The following is a 14,186-nucleotide window of genomic DNA, read 5'->3' as shown; positions in this document are numbered from 1 at the left end:
CCGATCATGCGTCCCGTCCTGGGTTTCTTCGCCGGTCTGACCTTCGGCATCGGGCTGATCCTGTCCGGCATGGCGAATCCCGCCAAGGTTCTCAATTTCCTCGACATCTTCGGCGCCTGGGATCCCAGCCTCGCCTTCGTCATGGGCGGCGCTTCGGTGACGGCCTTCATCGGCTATCGGCTGGTCTGGCGTCGAGATGCCCCCGCCCTCGGGCCGGGATTCGACATGCCGGACAACACCGCCATCGACGCCCCGCTGCTGACCGGCGCCGCCATCTTCGGAACCGGCTGGGGACTGGGCGGATTCTGCCCCGGCCCGGCCTGGACGGCGCTGGCGATGGGCGCGCCCGGAACGCTGATATTCCTGCCCGCAATGCTGATCGGCATCGTGCTGGGCGGACGCGCGAAATCTTTCACGATCTTCACAGCGAAAGGAGCCTGATCATGTCAGAGCCGTCAAAACTGGACCAGCCGATTGTCCGGCACTCGCCGTCGACCGGCGCACAAAGCCCCGATGTCTGGGGGATCTACGAACCCGATACCGGATCGATCCAGTATATTTGCGCCGATCCGGCGACCAGGAAGGCCGCGCTGATCGACGTCGTGCTGAATTTCGATCCGGCCGCCTTTTCCATCGACACGCGCAGCATGGATCAGGTTCTGAAACTGGTCGAAGAACATGGCCTGTCGGTGGAATGGGTGCTGGACACGCATCCCCACGCCGATCACGCGATGGCCTCGGCGCGGCTGAAGGAACGCACCGGCGCCCCCAATGCCATCGGCGAGAAGGTCGCCGACATCGCAGATCTTTGGCGGGGTTTCTACAACATGCCCAAGGCCTTCGATCCGGCCCGCGATTTCGACCGGCTGTTTGCCGATGGGGACAGCTTCAAGCTCGGCGATCTGGACGTCCGGGTGATGCTGTCGACCGGTCACACGATGGGGTCGATCACCTATATCTGCGGCGACGCGGCCTTCGTGCACGACACGCTCATGCAGCCCGACAGCGGCACCGCGCGCGCCGACTTTCCCGGTGGCAGCACGGAGGAATTGTGGAACTCGCTGCAGGCCATCCTGGCCCTGCCGGGCGACACGCGCCTGTTCATCGGCCATGACTACGGCGCCGACGGCCGCGACGAGCCGGAATGGGAGGCCACGGTGGACAAGCACAGGGCCGACAACATTCACGTCAAGGAGGGCACCGCCAAGGAGGATTACATCGCCACCCGCGAAGAACGCGATGCGACGCTGTCGCTGCCCGACCGGATGCTGGCCGTCTTGCAGATCAACCTGCGTGGCGGAAGGCTGCCCGAGGCCGAAAGCGACGGCGCCCATTACCTGAAACTGCCTGTCGACAAATTCTGAAGGATACGATCATGACCAAATCCATGAAAGACCTGGTGGCCGAGGCCAGGACCCGCGTCGAAACGATCAGCCCCGCCGATGCGCAGGCCGCACGGCCGAACGGGGACGTGATCCTCGACGTGCGCGAACCGGCCGAACTGGACAGCGACGGGGCGATCGCGGGGGCGATCCACATCCCGCGCGGGCTGCTGGAGGCACAGGCCGATCCTGATACCGGCAAGGCGCATGACGCGCTGGTGGCGATGCGCCGATCCAAAGGCCATGTGAATGTCCTTTGCGCCTCGGGGGCACGCGCGGCGCTGGCGGCCGACGTGTTGAAGACGATGGGCTACAATGCCAGGGTCATCGAAGGCGGACTGGGCGGCTGGAAGCAGGCCGGACTGCCCATCACGGCGTGAAAGACGTGCCCCGCCTGACCCTATACCTGCCGGTTCTGGACTGGGGCAGCCGTTACGACCGCGACAAGCTGAGCGGCGATCTGGTCGCGGCGGTGATCGTCACGATCATGCTGATCCCGCAGTCGCTGGCCTATGCGCTGCTGGCCGGATTGCCGCCCGAGGCCGGGATCTATGCCTCGATCCTGCCCATCGTGCTCTACGCGATCTTCGGCACCTCGCGCACGCTGGCGGTCGGACCGGTGGCGGTGGTGTCGCTGATGACGGCGGCGGCGATCGGCAAACTGGGTGACCAGGGCATCGACCAGGTCACCGCCGCCCTCACGCTGGCGTTTCTGTCGGGCATCTTCCTGCTGATCCTCGGCCTGTTCCGGCTGGGATTTCTGGCGAATTTCCTGTCGCATCCGGTCATCGCCGGGTTCGTCACCGCCAGCGGCATCCTGATCGCCACCAGCCAGTTGAAATACATCCTCGGCGTCAGGGCCTCTGGCGATACGCTGATCGAGATGCTGCACGGGCTGTGGTCGGCCATCGGGACGATCAACGGGATCACGGTCCTGCTGGGGGCGAGTGCGACGGCGTTCCTGTTCTGGGTACGCAAGGGGCTGAAGCCGCTGCTGCTGCGCATCGGGCTGGGCAACACGCTTGCCGACATGGGGTCCAAGGCCGGGCCGGTCCTGGCCGTTCTGGTCACGACGCTGGTGGTCTGGGCCTTCGGCCTCGCGGATCGCGGCGTCGATATCGTCGGGACCGTGCCCCGGGCGCTGCCGCCGCTGACGGTACCGGCATTCCAGCCCGGCCTTCTGGCCGCGATGATCGGGCCGGCCATCCTGATCTCGGTCATCGGCTTCGTGGAATCGATCTCGGTCGCGCAGACGCTGGCCGCCAGGCGCCGCCAGCGCATCGACCCGGATCAGGAGCTGATCGGTCTGGGGGCCGCCAACCTTGGTGCTGCGTTCACGGGCGGTTTTCCGGTCACCGGCGGGTTCTCGCGGTCGGTGGTGAACTTCGACGCTGGCGCCCGCACCCCGGCCGCCGGAGCCTATACCGCGGTGGGGCTGGCCATCGCCGCGCTGATGCTGACCCCGGCAATCTATTATCTGCCCAAGGCCACGCTGGCGGCGACGATCATCGTCGCGGTGCTTGGCCTTGTCGATCTCTCGATCCTGAAACGCAGCTGGGTCTATTCCAGGGCCGATTTCGCCGCCGTGACCGCAACGATCCTGCTGACGCTGGGTCTGGGGGTGGAAATCGGCGTTTCGGCGGGGGTTCTGATCTCGATCCTCATCCACCTCTACAAATCCTCGCGCCCGCATATGGCGGTGGTAGGCCAGGTGCCCGGCACCGAACACTATCGAAACGTCAACCGCCATGACGTGACCCTGCATGACGCCATCCTGTCGGTGCGCGTCGATGAAAGCCTGTATTTCGCCAATGCCCGCAATCTCGAAGACCGCATCTATGACATGGTCGCCGAGCGGGAAGACCTGCGGAACGTGATCCTGATGTGCTCGGCGGTGAACGAGATCGACATGAGTGCGCTGGAAAGCCTCGAGGCAATCAACAGGCGGCTGGAATCGCGCGGGATCACGTTCCACCTCAGCGAAGTGAAGGGCCCGGTCATGGACAGGCTCAAGAAATCCCATTTTCTGGATGATCTGACGGGCCGGGTCTTCCTGACACAGCACCGCGCCGTGCAAACGCTATGCAGCGACGCCCCCGGCCCGTCCCATCCGTCCAATGACGGAGTATCGCTGTGAAGCGGCGGTCCTCAATCAGCGGGAACTTCGATCCGGTCGTGGCGCAGAGATGTCCGCCGTCTGATGCGGCTTATCACGACGCGGCTCTTCGGCAAGGCGGGCAGGCTTGACAGGTCGATCGACAAATCCTGATCGGGCAGGTCGTAGGTGATCGAACCGACAAGGAAATCGCAAAACGCCTTCATCAGCTCGATCGCGATCCATTCGCCCGGGCAGCGGTGACCGGTATCATGGCTGCCGCCGCCCTGCGGAATGAACGTGAAGGCATTGCCGTTCCAATGCTGAAAGCGATCCGGGCGGAATTCACCGGGCGCGTCCCATGTTCGGGGGTCGGAATTCGTCCCGGTAAGGTCAAGCAATATCCTGCGCCCCTGGGGAAAATGATAATCGCGCCACCGGAAATCCTTTGTGGACCAAGCCGCGACGGCAGGAAAAAAGGGGTAGAAGCGCCGAACTTCCTGCACGAACGGCTCCAGATTGCCCTGGTCCTCGCGAAGTTTGTGCTGCCAGTCGCCATGTTCATGTAACGCGTGCGCGGCGCTGGTCATGAACACCGAGACCGCCACGGTCGGACGCAGCACATTCAGCAATTCCACCGCGGCCACGGCAGGGCGCAGCAAGGCGCCGTCGGGGTCGCGCCATGTCGCGATGACGTGGAGGGCGCTTTCCTCTTGCGGCTCAAGGCTGCCGTCGCGCACCTGTCCGACCATCCGCGAGGCCCAGCGTTGAAGGCGATGCCTGGACAGGCGCGCCCGCCAGTGCCTCGGCCCGACCGAACCGGCATTCTGGAAAAGCCCGGTCAGTTGCCGGGTCCGTCGCGCGACATCCGCCGGCGGCAACGGAACCCCGGCCCATGCACAGACCGCTTTTGCAAGGATTTCTCTGGTCTCGTCATAGAGAACAACCCTGTCCATCCCCTCCCAGTCATTCGCACGGGCGTCCAGAAGTTGCCGCATCCTGTCGCGAAGCGCGCCTATCCGTGCGGATGTCATGAGAGACATGAACATCCGCTTCCTGTGCCGATGTGCTTCGCCATCCAGTCCCTGGACACCGCCTTCGCCCAGAAGGGTTTTCTGGATCCGTGCAGGCATGGCGTCTTTCCGCACGAGTTGTTCGTTCCGGTAGAACAGCTCGGCCGCGGCCGGGCCGGTCATGCAGATCGTTCTGCCCAGCAGGATGCGGGTCTCGAAAAGATCGGTTTCAAGCCTGCGACATCTTTCCGCGATGAAAAAGTAAGGGTTCGCCAACAGCGCAAGGGTGCTGTCAAGTTGGCCGTCGGACGGGATTCGTGGCATTGGTCGCCCTCCTCTGATCCGGTTGCTTCGCAGGCTTTTCCCTGCGCGAGACATGGCCGGCCGGCCCTGGACCGGTGCGCCCTTGTCGAAACGCGGAAATGCCGGTGCGGTTCACGGATCTATGACCGCCCGATCCGCTTTTGCGAAGAACCGGATCGGTTGCGGTTCGTTGAAGGGCAGACGTTTCCGAAGAAAGAGGATCCACACGATGAAAATGACAACCGGGATATACGCCGCGCTTTTCGCCCTCGCCGCAGTCGGCGCGCAGGCCAGCCAGCACAGTGCCGGCGCTTCCGACACGGTGACGCCGGGCGATCAGCAGATGGACGGCATGGCAGGCCAGGACGGCATGTCCGGGGATGGCGCGGACAAGGACTGGTCCGGCAAGAAGGACTGGTCCGGCAAGAAGGATCGCTCCGGCAAGAAGGGTCACATGGGCGCCTCGATGATGCCCGCGATGGTCGTCGCCATGATGGACACGAACGGTGATGGTTCGCTGTCCCTTGAAGAGGTTCAGGCCGTCCACGAACGGATGTTCAAGATGGCGGATGCAGATGGCAACGGTCAGGTGAGCCCCAAGGAAATCCGGGACTTCATGATGGGCGGCGGCATGATGGGCGACGGCATGAATGGCGGCGCGACGGATCAGAAATCCAACTAGGGTTCCGGATCACGCACGGGAAAACGCATCAGCGACCTTTTCCGGCCTTCGGCAATTTCGGCGCCCGCGGACATGACGCGGGCGCTGATCGGTTTCGGCGGCGACCGCGAAGAATGTCGCGGGCACCGCCAACATATCAGCCGTTGATGGTGCGCATCACGTAGAAGATGATCGCCGACAGCAGGGCCGCGGCGGGAACCGTCACCACCCAGGCGGCACCGATGGTCAGAACATGCGCCCGGCGAACCAGCTTGCGACGACGCCGTTCCTCGGGGTTGACCAGCGGCGCGTCCACGGCCAGCCGTGCGATCCGGGCGCGGCGTTCCGCATCCCATTCGCGAAAGAAGCCCACGCCGAAGACCGCGCCCACCGCGATATGGGTCGAACTGACCGGCAGACCCAGCCAGCTGGCGATGATGACGGTAATCGCGGCCGACAGCGCCACGCAATAGGCCCGCATCGGATTCAGCCTGGTGATCTCGCTGCCCACCATGCGGATCAGTTTGGGGCCGAACAGGAACAGCCCGAAGCTGATTCCGAAGGCGCCGATCAGCATGACCCAGATGGGAATGGTGAACGACTGCCCGACGCTGCCCGAGGCGACGGTCTGCACGATCGCGGCCAAGGGACCGACGGCATTGGCCACGTCATTGGCTCCATGCGCGAAACTGAGCAGCGCGGCCGAGACGACCAGCGGGATCGCGAACAGGACCTTCAGCGACTTGTTGCGGTTCTCGAGGCCCCGCGACTGGCGGGCGATCACCGGGATCATCGCCAGCCAGGTCACGATCCCGATGGCCAGCCCGATCACGATCGAAAGACCCAGCGACACGTCGAACAGATGTTTCAGCCCTTTCAGCGCCAGGTAGGCGGCAAAGGTGCCGGCCATGATGCCGACAAGGCCGGGCACCCAGCGGCGTGCGGCCGCAACCTTGTCGGGCTGGTGGATGATCCGGGCCTCGATGAACCACAGGAACGCGGCCGCGATCAGCCCGCCCAGCAAGGGCGAGATGACCCAGCTTGCCGCAATCGTGCCGACCAGCATCCAGTTTACGGCGGCAAAACCGGCGGCGGCGATGCCCGCGCCCATGACGCCGCCGACGACGGAATGCGTGGTCGAGACCGGCGCGCCGATCCAGGTGGCCAGGTTCACCCAGAGCGCCGAGGACAGCAGCGCCGCCATCATGGCCCAGATGAAGATCGTGGTATCGCCCAGCACCTCGGGGGCGATGATGCCCTTTGCGATGGTCGAAACGACATCGCCGCCCGCGATCAGCGCACCGGCGCTTTCGAAAATGGCGGCGATGATGATCGCGCCGCCCATGGTCAGGGCATTGGCACCGACCGCGGGGCCCATGTTGTTTGCGACGTCGTTGGCCCCGATATTCAGCGCCATATAGGCGCCGAAGACCGCCGCCAGCACCACGATCAGGCCCTGACTGGACTGGCCCAGAAACAGTGCTGCGGCCAGTCCGGCCAGCATGATGAAGACCAGCGCGATACCGGGCCCGACAAGCGGGCGCGCGACATAGGCCGTAGCCAGTTCCAGATTCGAGAACCGGCCCAGATCGCGGTCCAGTGTCTCGAGGTGGCGCGCTTCGAAATCCTTGTCGGCCATGCCGTGCCTTTCCGGTTGTCGCGGGCTGCCTAGGGGGCTTTGCGGGCCAGATCAAGCTTGTCGCACCGCCTCAGCCGGTCTTGAGTCGGCTGTCGATCAGCAGGCCCTCTTCGTCGAGGATCGGATGGGCCACGGCGACGAGATGGGCGTTGATCCGCTTGAGGTCGCGCAGGATGTCCAGATGCAGCGACGAGGTCTGCCGGCTCTGCTCGTGGCCCTCACGCAGGCGGATCAGATGCCGCTGCGCCGATTGCCGCTCCATGTTGCGGATATCGACCTTGACCTCCATCAATTGCCGCGCCAGCGCGCGATCGCCGGTCATGAAGACGGTCTGCGCGGTAGAAAGATTTTCCAGTGTCAGAAGGAACAGCGATTCCAGTTCCTTGTAGCCCGCATCGGAGAATCGCAGGCCAAGACCGGAGCGTTTGCGCAATTCCGCCGCGAGATTCCGGTCGATGATGTCGCCGACATGTTCGAGGTTGACCACGTAATCGATGATGTTGAGCGATCGACGCCGCTCTTGTTCGGTCGCGTTTTGCCCCAGGCGGCTGAGATAGGTCTTGACCTCCTGCTGCCGGCGATCGACGCGATCGTCCAGCGCCTTGACCTCGGCCAGCGGTGCCGTGTCGCTGGTCGAAAAGGCGTTATGTGTCTGGACCAGCATCCGCTGGACAATGTCGCCGATCGCCAGGGCCTCGCGGCTGGCGCCCGCCAGCGCCAGCGCCGGGGTTTCCAGCGCGGCCTCGGTCAGCCATCGCGTGCGGTCGGCGTCCCCCTCCGGCTTGTCCGGCAGCAGACGGCTGACGGCGGACCAGATCAGGCCGCTGAACGGCCAGATCACCGCCGCCAGGGCGATATTCAGCAGCAGATGCGCCTCGACCGCAAGGCCGGTCTGTGGCAGCGGCAGGCGTTCCAGCGCCCTGCCGACCGGACCCGCGAAGGGCAGGATCGCCACGCAGCCCAGGGCGCGCACGACAAGGTTTCCGGCGGTCACGCGCCGGGCGGCTGTCCGCGATGCCAGCGTCGCCAGTACCGGCGGGATCGCGCCGCCCAGATTGGCCCCCAGCACCATCGCGACGGTCAGGCCGGGCGACAGCCCCAGTGTCAGGATCAGCATGATCGCCGCCAGCGACGAGGCGCAGACCGCCGCAAGAGCCGCCGCGATGACCACGGCCACGGGCCAGGCACCGTCCAGCATCGTCAGGAAGGCGCCCATCGTCGGAGAATCGCGCAGCGGTGAGGTCGCATTGTTCAGCAGCGTCAGCGACAACAGCATCAGCCCGACGCCGATCAGTGCAAGACCCGTGCCCGAAATGGCCGGCAATCTCTGCCGCCGCATCACATAGCCGATCAGCAACAGCAGCGGCGACAGGGCCTCGATCCCCGTGGCCACGATCCAGGCAGTCAGGGCGGTGCCGACATTCGCGCCCAGAAGGGCGATCTGCGCCATGCGTCCGCGCACCAGATCGCGTTCGACGAAGGATGCGGTCATCAGCGCGGTCGCCGTCGAGGATTGCAGCGCCAGCGTGGCGACGAGGCCAGAGAAGAAGGCGCGCGGGCCGGTGCGCGTGCCCAGTCCCAGCACCATCTTCAGCCGCACGCCGAAGGCGTCGGTCATCCCCTTGCCCACCAGCCGCAGCGCGAACAGCAGCAAGGCGACCGCGCCGGCAAGCCGGAAGAAGACGATGAACGAATCCATCTGCACGAAACCTTTCCTTCGGACCGGCCGGTCGGCGCCGAAACGCGGCGAACGGCCCGTCCGGCAGCAAGTGTCGCCGTTTCGCGCGGCATACGCAATCAACGCCGGATGGCCTGGCGCAGTTTCGGACGGATTGATCCCGACCGCAGGATAGCGGCGGACCGGTTCGGGTCGTGCCGGCACCACGCCGGTATCGTGCCCACGGGATCAGCGGCCGGAACCGCGGCGCCATGCGACCGAAGACGGCCGGACCCGCGCTTGCCGCTAGACCAGCCGCAGCGACGCGGTGAAATCCAGGAAGCTGCGCATCGCAGCGGTCAGCAACCGGCGCGAAGGATAGACCAGCGAAACGGGAACATCGGGCAGGGCATGATCAGGCATCAGCGGCACCAGCGCCCCGGTTTCCAGTTCGTCGCCAAGTGCGAACAGCGGCAGCAACGCGATTCCCCGCCCCTCGATCGCCATCATTCGCAGCAATTCGCTGTTGTTGGAAGCAAAGGCGATCCGGACCCGCTGGTGGATCAGGACCTTGCCCTGTTGCAGCGGCCAGGTGCCGCTGCCGGGCAGGTTCGAGTAGTGCAGGCAGCGGTGCCGGGTCAGATCTGCCGGAACCTCGGGCGCGCCATGTTCGGCGACATAGCCTGGCGACGCGACCATCACGATCCTGGCCTCGTGAAGCTTGCGCGCGGTCAGGGCGGAATCCGGAAGATGGCCGATCCGGATGACCGCATCGAATCCGCCCGCGATGATGTCGGACCGGCCGTCGTCCAGCATCACCTCCAGTTGCACATGGGGATTGCTCTCGATGAAGCGCAGCAGATGCGGCCGCAACACGTTCAGCGTATACACGATGGGAGAGCCGATCTTCAGCGGACCGACGGGATGATCCGACAGGGCGCGCACGGCCTCGCTGGCCTCGTCGAGCCGGGCCAGAACGTCGCGGACGCGGTTGGCATAGCACTGACCGGCGGCGGTCGGCGTCACCGATCGCGTGGTCCGGTGCAGCAGCCGCGCGCCCAGATCCGCCTCCAGATCAGAGACATGCTTGCTGCACAGGCTTTTGGAGATCGACATCCGCCGCGCCGCGGCGGCAAAGCTGCCCTCGTCGATGATCGCGACGAATGTGCGCAGGATGGCGATGTCCATGATCTTGTTCTGCCCCCGATTGCCACATGGTCGAGGCAGACATGTAGAAAGCCGCCCCTGCATCGGCAAGGGCGGCCCTGGATCCGTCTGAAACGGCGATCAGCGGTCGCTGTTGCCGACCGGCGCTGCGTCCGAAGTGGGGAAGCTGGTGACGGTCAGGATCGTGTCGTCGGGAATCCCGCGATGGCTGAGTTCGCGCGACGACAGCACCTCGTCGGCCTTGACCTCGGCGGTCTGGACGGCCTGGGCGGGGCTGGCGGCCGAGCCCGGACGTTCGTTCTGACCGATATTGGCGGCCTGTGCGGCGCCGGTTGCCAGGGTGGCGGCGATCAATGCAACAAAGAATTTTTTCATGGTCATGTCCTTTCGATTGGCGCGGCATCTTCCGCGTCCTCTGCCAGATCAGATAGGCCTCTCCCGTCCGCGGAATTAGGCCCGATCGGTCGCGCTCTGTGTTCGACATTCCTGCACAATCCCGCGGCGGGCCGATGGCGCCCCGGGGCGGGGGCGCGGACAACCGCTGGTTGGGATGCGAAAGATGTTGCCATCCGCACGGCGAGCCATAAGCTCGGTCTCTCGCGCATGGCCGGACCGGCCGCGGAGATCGGGCTGCCGGCCTGCCGCGTCACGAGACGGTTGCACAGAACTGCTAGCGTTCGGCCTGCGCGGGCAACCGATGGGCTGACAGGGAAAAGACGCATGGCCACCATACCTCACGAAAAAGATTTCGACGCCGACCCTATCGGCAGCCGCGACGCGGCGCTGGCGGCGGAATTCGCCGGTGCTTTCGGCGACGCGGCCGCCGCGGCCCAAGTGGTCGCGCTGAACGAGACCTTTGACAGCGGCGCGGGCTTTTCCACCTCGGCGCCGTTCTTTTCGGATGGCTTGGGCGATTACTTCGGCATTGCCGGAACCGTCGCCGATTTCGGCACGGACCCGACGCCTTCGGCGCTGAAGACCTATGCCGGGGCCGATGGCAGCCACCTGACCGGGATGGATCTGGACGGCGAAGGGGCTGTGCTGCCGATCACCGCGGAATGGTCCGGCATCGACATTTCCGGCCTGTCGGATCTGACCTTCCAGGGCAGATTCGCGGAGTTCTTCGACACTCCGGGCGATATCGACGCGGGCGATCTGCTGATGGTGCAGGCGCGCATCGACGGCGGAGCGTGGCAGACTTTGCTGGCTTTCGTCGGCTCGGACTTCACCTCGGGCAGCTTCAACGGCAATTTCCGGCAGGACACCGATCTGGACGGCAGCGGCGACGGCGCCGTGCTGGCCGACGCCTTCCAGCAATTCACCGCCGCCATCGCCGGCACCGGCAGCGTCATGGACCTGCGCTTCACCGCCAGCCTGGACGCGGGCGACGAGGATTTCGCGGTGGACGATTTCCGCGTCATCGGCACCTCGGGCGGCAATGCCGGCCCGGCCGTGATCGCGCGGGCGGGCGATGGGCTGTCGGTATCCGAAGCCGGACCCACCACCGACAGCTTCACGCTGGAACTGGCGACCATGCCCGCGGCGCCGGTCGAGGTCACCATCGAGGCAGCGGACGGGCAAGGCGAGATCAGCCTGGACGGCAGGACCTTCGGCGCCTCCGCAACCGCGATCCTCGGCGGCACCGACCCGGTCGAGGTGATCGTGCGCGCCGTCGACGACACCATCGACGAGGCCGCGACCCATTTCGGGGCGTTGGGTTTCACCGTCGCCAGCGCCGATCCGGCCTATGACGGGCTGACGATCGCGGATCTGAGCGTCGCGGTCGAAGACGACGACACCACGATCACGCGGATTTCAGCCATTCAGGGCAGCGGTGCAGCCACCGGAATGCCCGGCGCGGAGGTCACCGTCGAGGCGGTCGTAACCGGTATCATCACCAACGCCGCCGGCGCGCAGGTCGGCTATTATCTGCAAGAGGAAGACGGCGACAGCGACGGCGACGCCGCGACCTCGGAGGGAATCTATGTCTATTCCGGCCAGCCGGTCGCGGTGGGTCAGCAGCTTCGGCTGACGGCGGATGTGTCGGAATTCTCGGGCCTGACCGAACTGAGCAATGTCCGCGACCTCGCGGTGCTGCAAACCGGCGTTCCGCTGCCCGCCGTCACCCTGATCACGCTGGGGATGAGCGCCGGTTTCGAGGCCTATGAGGGGATGCGGGTCCAGCTTGTCACCGGCTCGGAGGATCCGCTGACGGTGGTCACGAACTTCAATCTCGACCGCTTTGGCGAGATCCAGGTGGCCGAGGGCAATCTGGTCCAGCCGACGCAGATCTACGACGCCCAGACCCAGGCCGCCGAGATCGAGGCGCTGGCCCGCGCAAACGCCGCCGGGCGCCTGACCATCGACGACAGCTCGACCGCGCAGAACCGCGACACGATCACGATGATCGATTCCGGCGACGGCACGCCGCTGACGGCGGCCGATCCGCTGACCGCAGAGGGGCCGACGCTGCGACTGGGCAGCCAGTTGCCCGATGTCACCGGGATCATGGATGAACGCTACGGCGGCTATCGCATCCAGGTGGATGCGCCGCTGCAGGTGATCGCGGACACGGGTCAGCGCCCGGCCGGGCGGCCCGATGTCGGCGGCGACCTTCAGATGGCCAGCTTCAACGTGCTGAACTATTTCACCACGCTGGATGTGGCAGGCGCGGGCACCGGGCCGAACGGCGACCTGGACCCCCGCGGTGCGACCACGGCCGAGGATCTGGTCCGCCAGACCGACAAGCTGGTCGCCGCGATCACCCGGATGGATGCCGAGGTCCTGGCCCTTCAGGAGATCGAGAATAACGGCTTTGGCGAGGACAGCGCCATCGCCACGCTGGTCGATGCGCTGAACCGGGCCGAGGGCGCGGATGTCTGGGCCTTCGTCGATCCCGGCACCGGCTTCGTGGGCACCGATGCGATCACCACCGGCATCATCTATCGTGCCGATCAGGTTGCGCTGAAAGGCTCGGCCGTGCTGGATTACACCGAATCCACCGCCGCGACGACGTGGGATATCGTCCGCCAGATCCAGGAAAGCACCGGCGATTTCGTCGGCGATTTCGACCGCAACCGCCCCTCGATGGCCGCCAGTTTCGAGGCCGCGGATGGCGGCGGGATCACGGTGGTCGCGAACCACCTCAAATCCAAGGGCGCCAGCGGTCTCGACAGCCTGCTGGACGCGGCGATGGCGGCCGATGTCGATCCCGCGCTGATCGAGGCACTGCGCAACGATCCGAATTTCGATCAGGGCGACGGCCAGGGCTTCTGGAACGGCGTTCGCCAAGAGGCCGCGGCAGAGCTGACGCGCTGGATCGCCACCGATCCGACCGGCGCCGGCAGCATCGAAAACGTGCTGCTGCTGGGTGATCTGAATTCCTACGCCATGGAAGACCCGGTTCAGGCGCTGAAACAGGCCGGTCTGACCGATCTCGCCGGCGCATATCTGGGCCAGGAGGCTTATTCCTACGTCTTCGACGGCCAGCGCGGCACGCTGGATTACGGGCTGGCCTCGCAGGGGTTGCTGGACAATGTCACCGGCGTCGCCGAATGGCATATCAACGCCGACGAGCCCGATCTCTTTTCCTATTCCTCGGCCTTCAACAACGCCGGCTTCTACAATGCCGATCCCTTCGCGGTATCCGATCACGAGCCGATCCTGGTCGGCGTGACGCTGGACAAGCCCGTCCGGACCGTCGTCACGGGCGTCGATTTCGGCGGCGGCTGGCGGTTCTTCGATCGAATCTCCTATTCCGAGGACGGCGAAACCGTCGCCCGCCAGGTCGTGCCACCCATCGCCCGCGGCCTCGACATCAAGGGTTCGGACATCTCCATCTCGGCCGAGGGAACCAGGTTCGGCCTGCTGACTTTCGCCGGCGAGGGGCTGGGCATCTATGCGCCGCTGTCGGATCGGATCTGGAAATCCGAGGCCCACCGCATCGACGGACCCGAGGCGCTGCGTGTCAGCATGGATGACGGCGGCCGCCTGACCGACGCGACCGGAATCGCGCTGGATCTGACGGGTTTCGGCGGCAGGGGCCAGATACGGCTTGCCTTCTACGACGACGGTGCGGCGGTCGACGAAATCCTGCTGAAGCCGGCCGACCGGATCGATTACGAGGCAGCGGCCGCCTTTGACGAGGTGGTCCTGTCGGCGACGGGCAAGCTGGGTTTCGACATCGCGGGAATCGACATGGCCCGGATCGAGGATGACAGCTTCGATTTCGTCTGACCGGAACCGGAAAACGGCACAGCCGGAGGGCGG

11 protein-coding genes are annotated in these 14,186 nt (G+C 65.5%); 6 read left to right on the top strand and 5 right to left on the bottom strand.

Going from position 1 to position 14,186, the window contains the following annotated elements; all coding sequences use genetic code 11:
* Nucleotides 1–6: 6 nt before the first annotated feature.
* The 4 genes from AC13CR_RS14570 to AC13CR_RS14555 are packed head-to-tail and all read left to right on the top strand — an operon-like array spanning nucleotide 7 to nucleotide 3,519.
* Nucleotides 7–441: a DUF6691 family protein gene (locus tag AC13CR_RS14570; protein WP_292956604.1), complete on the top strand. Its 435-nt coding sequence runs from the start codon at nucleotides 7–9 to the stop codon at nucleotides 439–441.
* A 2-nt stretch (nucleotides 442–443) separates the two neighbouring features.
* Complete coding sequence (locus AC13CR_RS14565; protein ID WP_292956601.1) at nucleotides 444–1,364, top strand: MBL fold metallo-hydrolase; 921 nt, start codon at nucleotides 444–446, stop codon at nucleotides 1,362–1,364.
* An 11-nt stretch (nucleotides 1,365–1,375) separates the two neighbouring features.
* Nucleotides 1,376–1,762, top strand: a complete 387-nt coding sequence (locus AC13CR_RS14560) for a rhodanese-like domain-containing protein (RefSeq protein ID WP_292956598.1) — start codon at nucleotides 1,376–1,378, stop codon at nucleotides 1,760–1,762.
* Nucleotides 1,763–1,767: 5 nt separating this feature from the next.
* Nucleotides 1,768–3,519 carry a SulP family inorganic anion transporter gene (locus tag AC13CR_RS14555; protein ID WP_446237084.1) on the top strand — a complete coding sequence of 584 codons (1,752 nt, stop codon included), beginning with the start codon at nucleotides 1,768–1,770 and terminating at the stop codon, nucleotides 3,517–3,519.
* Nucleotides 3,520–3,530: 11 nt separating this feature from the next.
* Here AC13CR_RS14555 and AC13CR_RS14550 read toward each other — a convergent pair whose 3' ends face one another.
* A complete protein-coding gene (locus AC13CR_RS14550) occupies nucleotides 3,531–4,814 on the bottom strand; it encodes a cytochrome P450 (RefSeq protein WP_482900860.1) in 1,284 nt (427 codons plus the stop codon).
* A gap of 208 nt (nucleotides 4,815–5,022) precedes the next feature.
* Here AC13CR_RS14550 and AC13CR_RS14545 point away from each other — a divergent pair, with 208 nt between their 5' ends.
* Nucleotides 5,023–5,475 (top strand): EF-hand domain-containing protein, encoded by a 453-nt coding sequence (locus AC13CR_RS14545; RefSeq protein ID WP_446235357.1) that lies wholly within the window; start codon nucleotides 5,023–5,025, stop codon nucleotides 5,473–5,475.
* 136 nt (nucleotides 5,476–5,611) lie between these two features.
* Here the strand turns inward: AC13CR_RS14545 and AC13CR_RS14540 are convergent, their stop codons facing one another.
* The 4 genes from AC13CR_RS14540 to AC13CR_RS14525 form a co-directional block, all read right to left on the bottom strand.
* Entirely contained in the window at nucleotides 5,612–7,093 is a 1,482-nt protein-coding gene (locus AC13CR_RS14540; protein WP_292956587.1) for an inorganic phosphate transporter, read from the bottom strand.
* A gap of 70 nt (nucleotides 7,094–7,163) precedes the next feature.
* Nucleotides 7,164–8,792, bottom strand: a complete 1,629-nt coding sequence (locus AC13CR_RS14535; RefSeq protein ID WP_446238360.1) for a Na/Pi cotransporter family protein — start codon at nucleotides 8,790–8,792, stop codon at nucleotides 7,164–7,166.
* A 264-nt stretch (nucleotides 8,793–9,056) separates the two neighbouring features.
* Entirely contained in the window at nucleotides 9,057–9,938 is an 882-nt protein-coding gene (locus AC13CR_RS14530) for a LysR family transcriptional regulator (protein WP_292956584.1), read from the bottom strand.
* Nucleotides 9,939–10,037: 99 nt separating this feature from the next.
* Nucleotides 10,038–10,292, bottom strand: a complete 255-nt coding sequence (locus AC13CR_RS14525; RefSeq protein ID WP_292956581.1) for a hypothetical protein — start codon at nucleotides 10,290–10,292, stop codon at nucleotides 10,038–10,040.
* A 345-nt stretch (nucleotides 10,293–10,637) separates the two neighbouring features.
* Between AC13CR_RS14525 and AC13CR_RS14520 the strand changes: the two genes are divergently transcribed.
* A complete protein-coding gene (locus AC13CR_RS14520; RefSeq protein WP_446236668.1) occupies nucleotides 10,638–14,153 on the top strand; it encodes an ExeM/NucH family extracellular endonuclease in 3,516 nt (1,171 codons plus the stop codon).
* Nucleotides 14,154–14,186 lie beyond the last annotated feature (33 nt).

This window comes from Paracoccus sp. L-17, assembly GCF_056857655.1.
The sequence above is the reverse complement of the archived record's forward strand: the minus strand, read 5'-3'. Positions and strand labels throughout refer to the sequence as shown.

Excerpts from the sequence above, each read along its gene's own strand:
- AC13CR_RS14520 (WP_446236668.1), top strand. The coding sequence starts at position 10,638 with ATGGCCACCATACCTCACGAAAAAGATTTCGACGCCGACCCTATCGGC.
- AC13CR_RS14570 (WP_292956604.1), top strand. The coding sequence starts at position 7 with ATGCGTCCCGTCCTGGGTTTCTTCGCCGGTCTGACCTTCGGCATCGGG.
- AC13CR_RS14525 (WP_292956581.1), bottom strand. The coding sequence starts at position 10,292 with ATGAAAAAATTCTTTGTTGCATTGATCGCCGCCACCCTGGCAACCGGC.
- AC13CR_RS14535 (WP_446238360.1), bottom strand. The coding sequence starts at position 8,792 with ATGGATTCGTTCATCGTCTTCTTCCGGCTTGCCGGCGCGGTCGCCTTG.
- AC13CR_RS14540 (WP_292956587.1), bottom strand. The coding sequence starts at position 7,093 with ATGGCCGACAAGGATTTCGAAGCGCGCCACCTCGAGACACTGGACCGC.
- AC13CR_RS14545 (WP_446235357.1), top strand. The coding sequence starts at position 5,023 with ATGAAAATGACAACCGGGATATACGCCGCGCTTTTCGCCCTCGCCGCA.
- AC13CR_RS14565 (WP_292956601.1), top strand. The coding sequence starts at position 444 with ATGTCAGAGCCGTCAAAACTGGACCAGCCGATTGTCCGGCACTCGCCG.
- AC13CR_RS14530 (WP_292956584.1), bottom strand. The coding sequence starts at position 9,938 with ATGGACATCGCCATCCTGCGCACATTCGTCGCGATCATCGACGAGGGC.
- AC13CR_RS14550 (WP_482900860.1), bottom strand. The coding sequence starts at position 4,814 with ATGCCACGAATCCCGTCCGACGGCCAACTTGACAGCACCCTTGCGCTG.
- AC13CR_RS14560 (WP_292956598.1), top strand. The coding sequence starts at position 1,376 with ATGACCAAATCCATGAAAGACCTGGTGGCCGAGGCCAGGACCCGCGTC.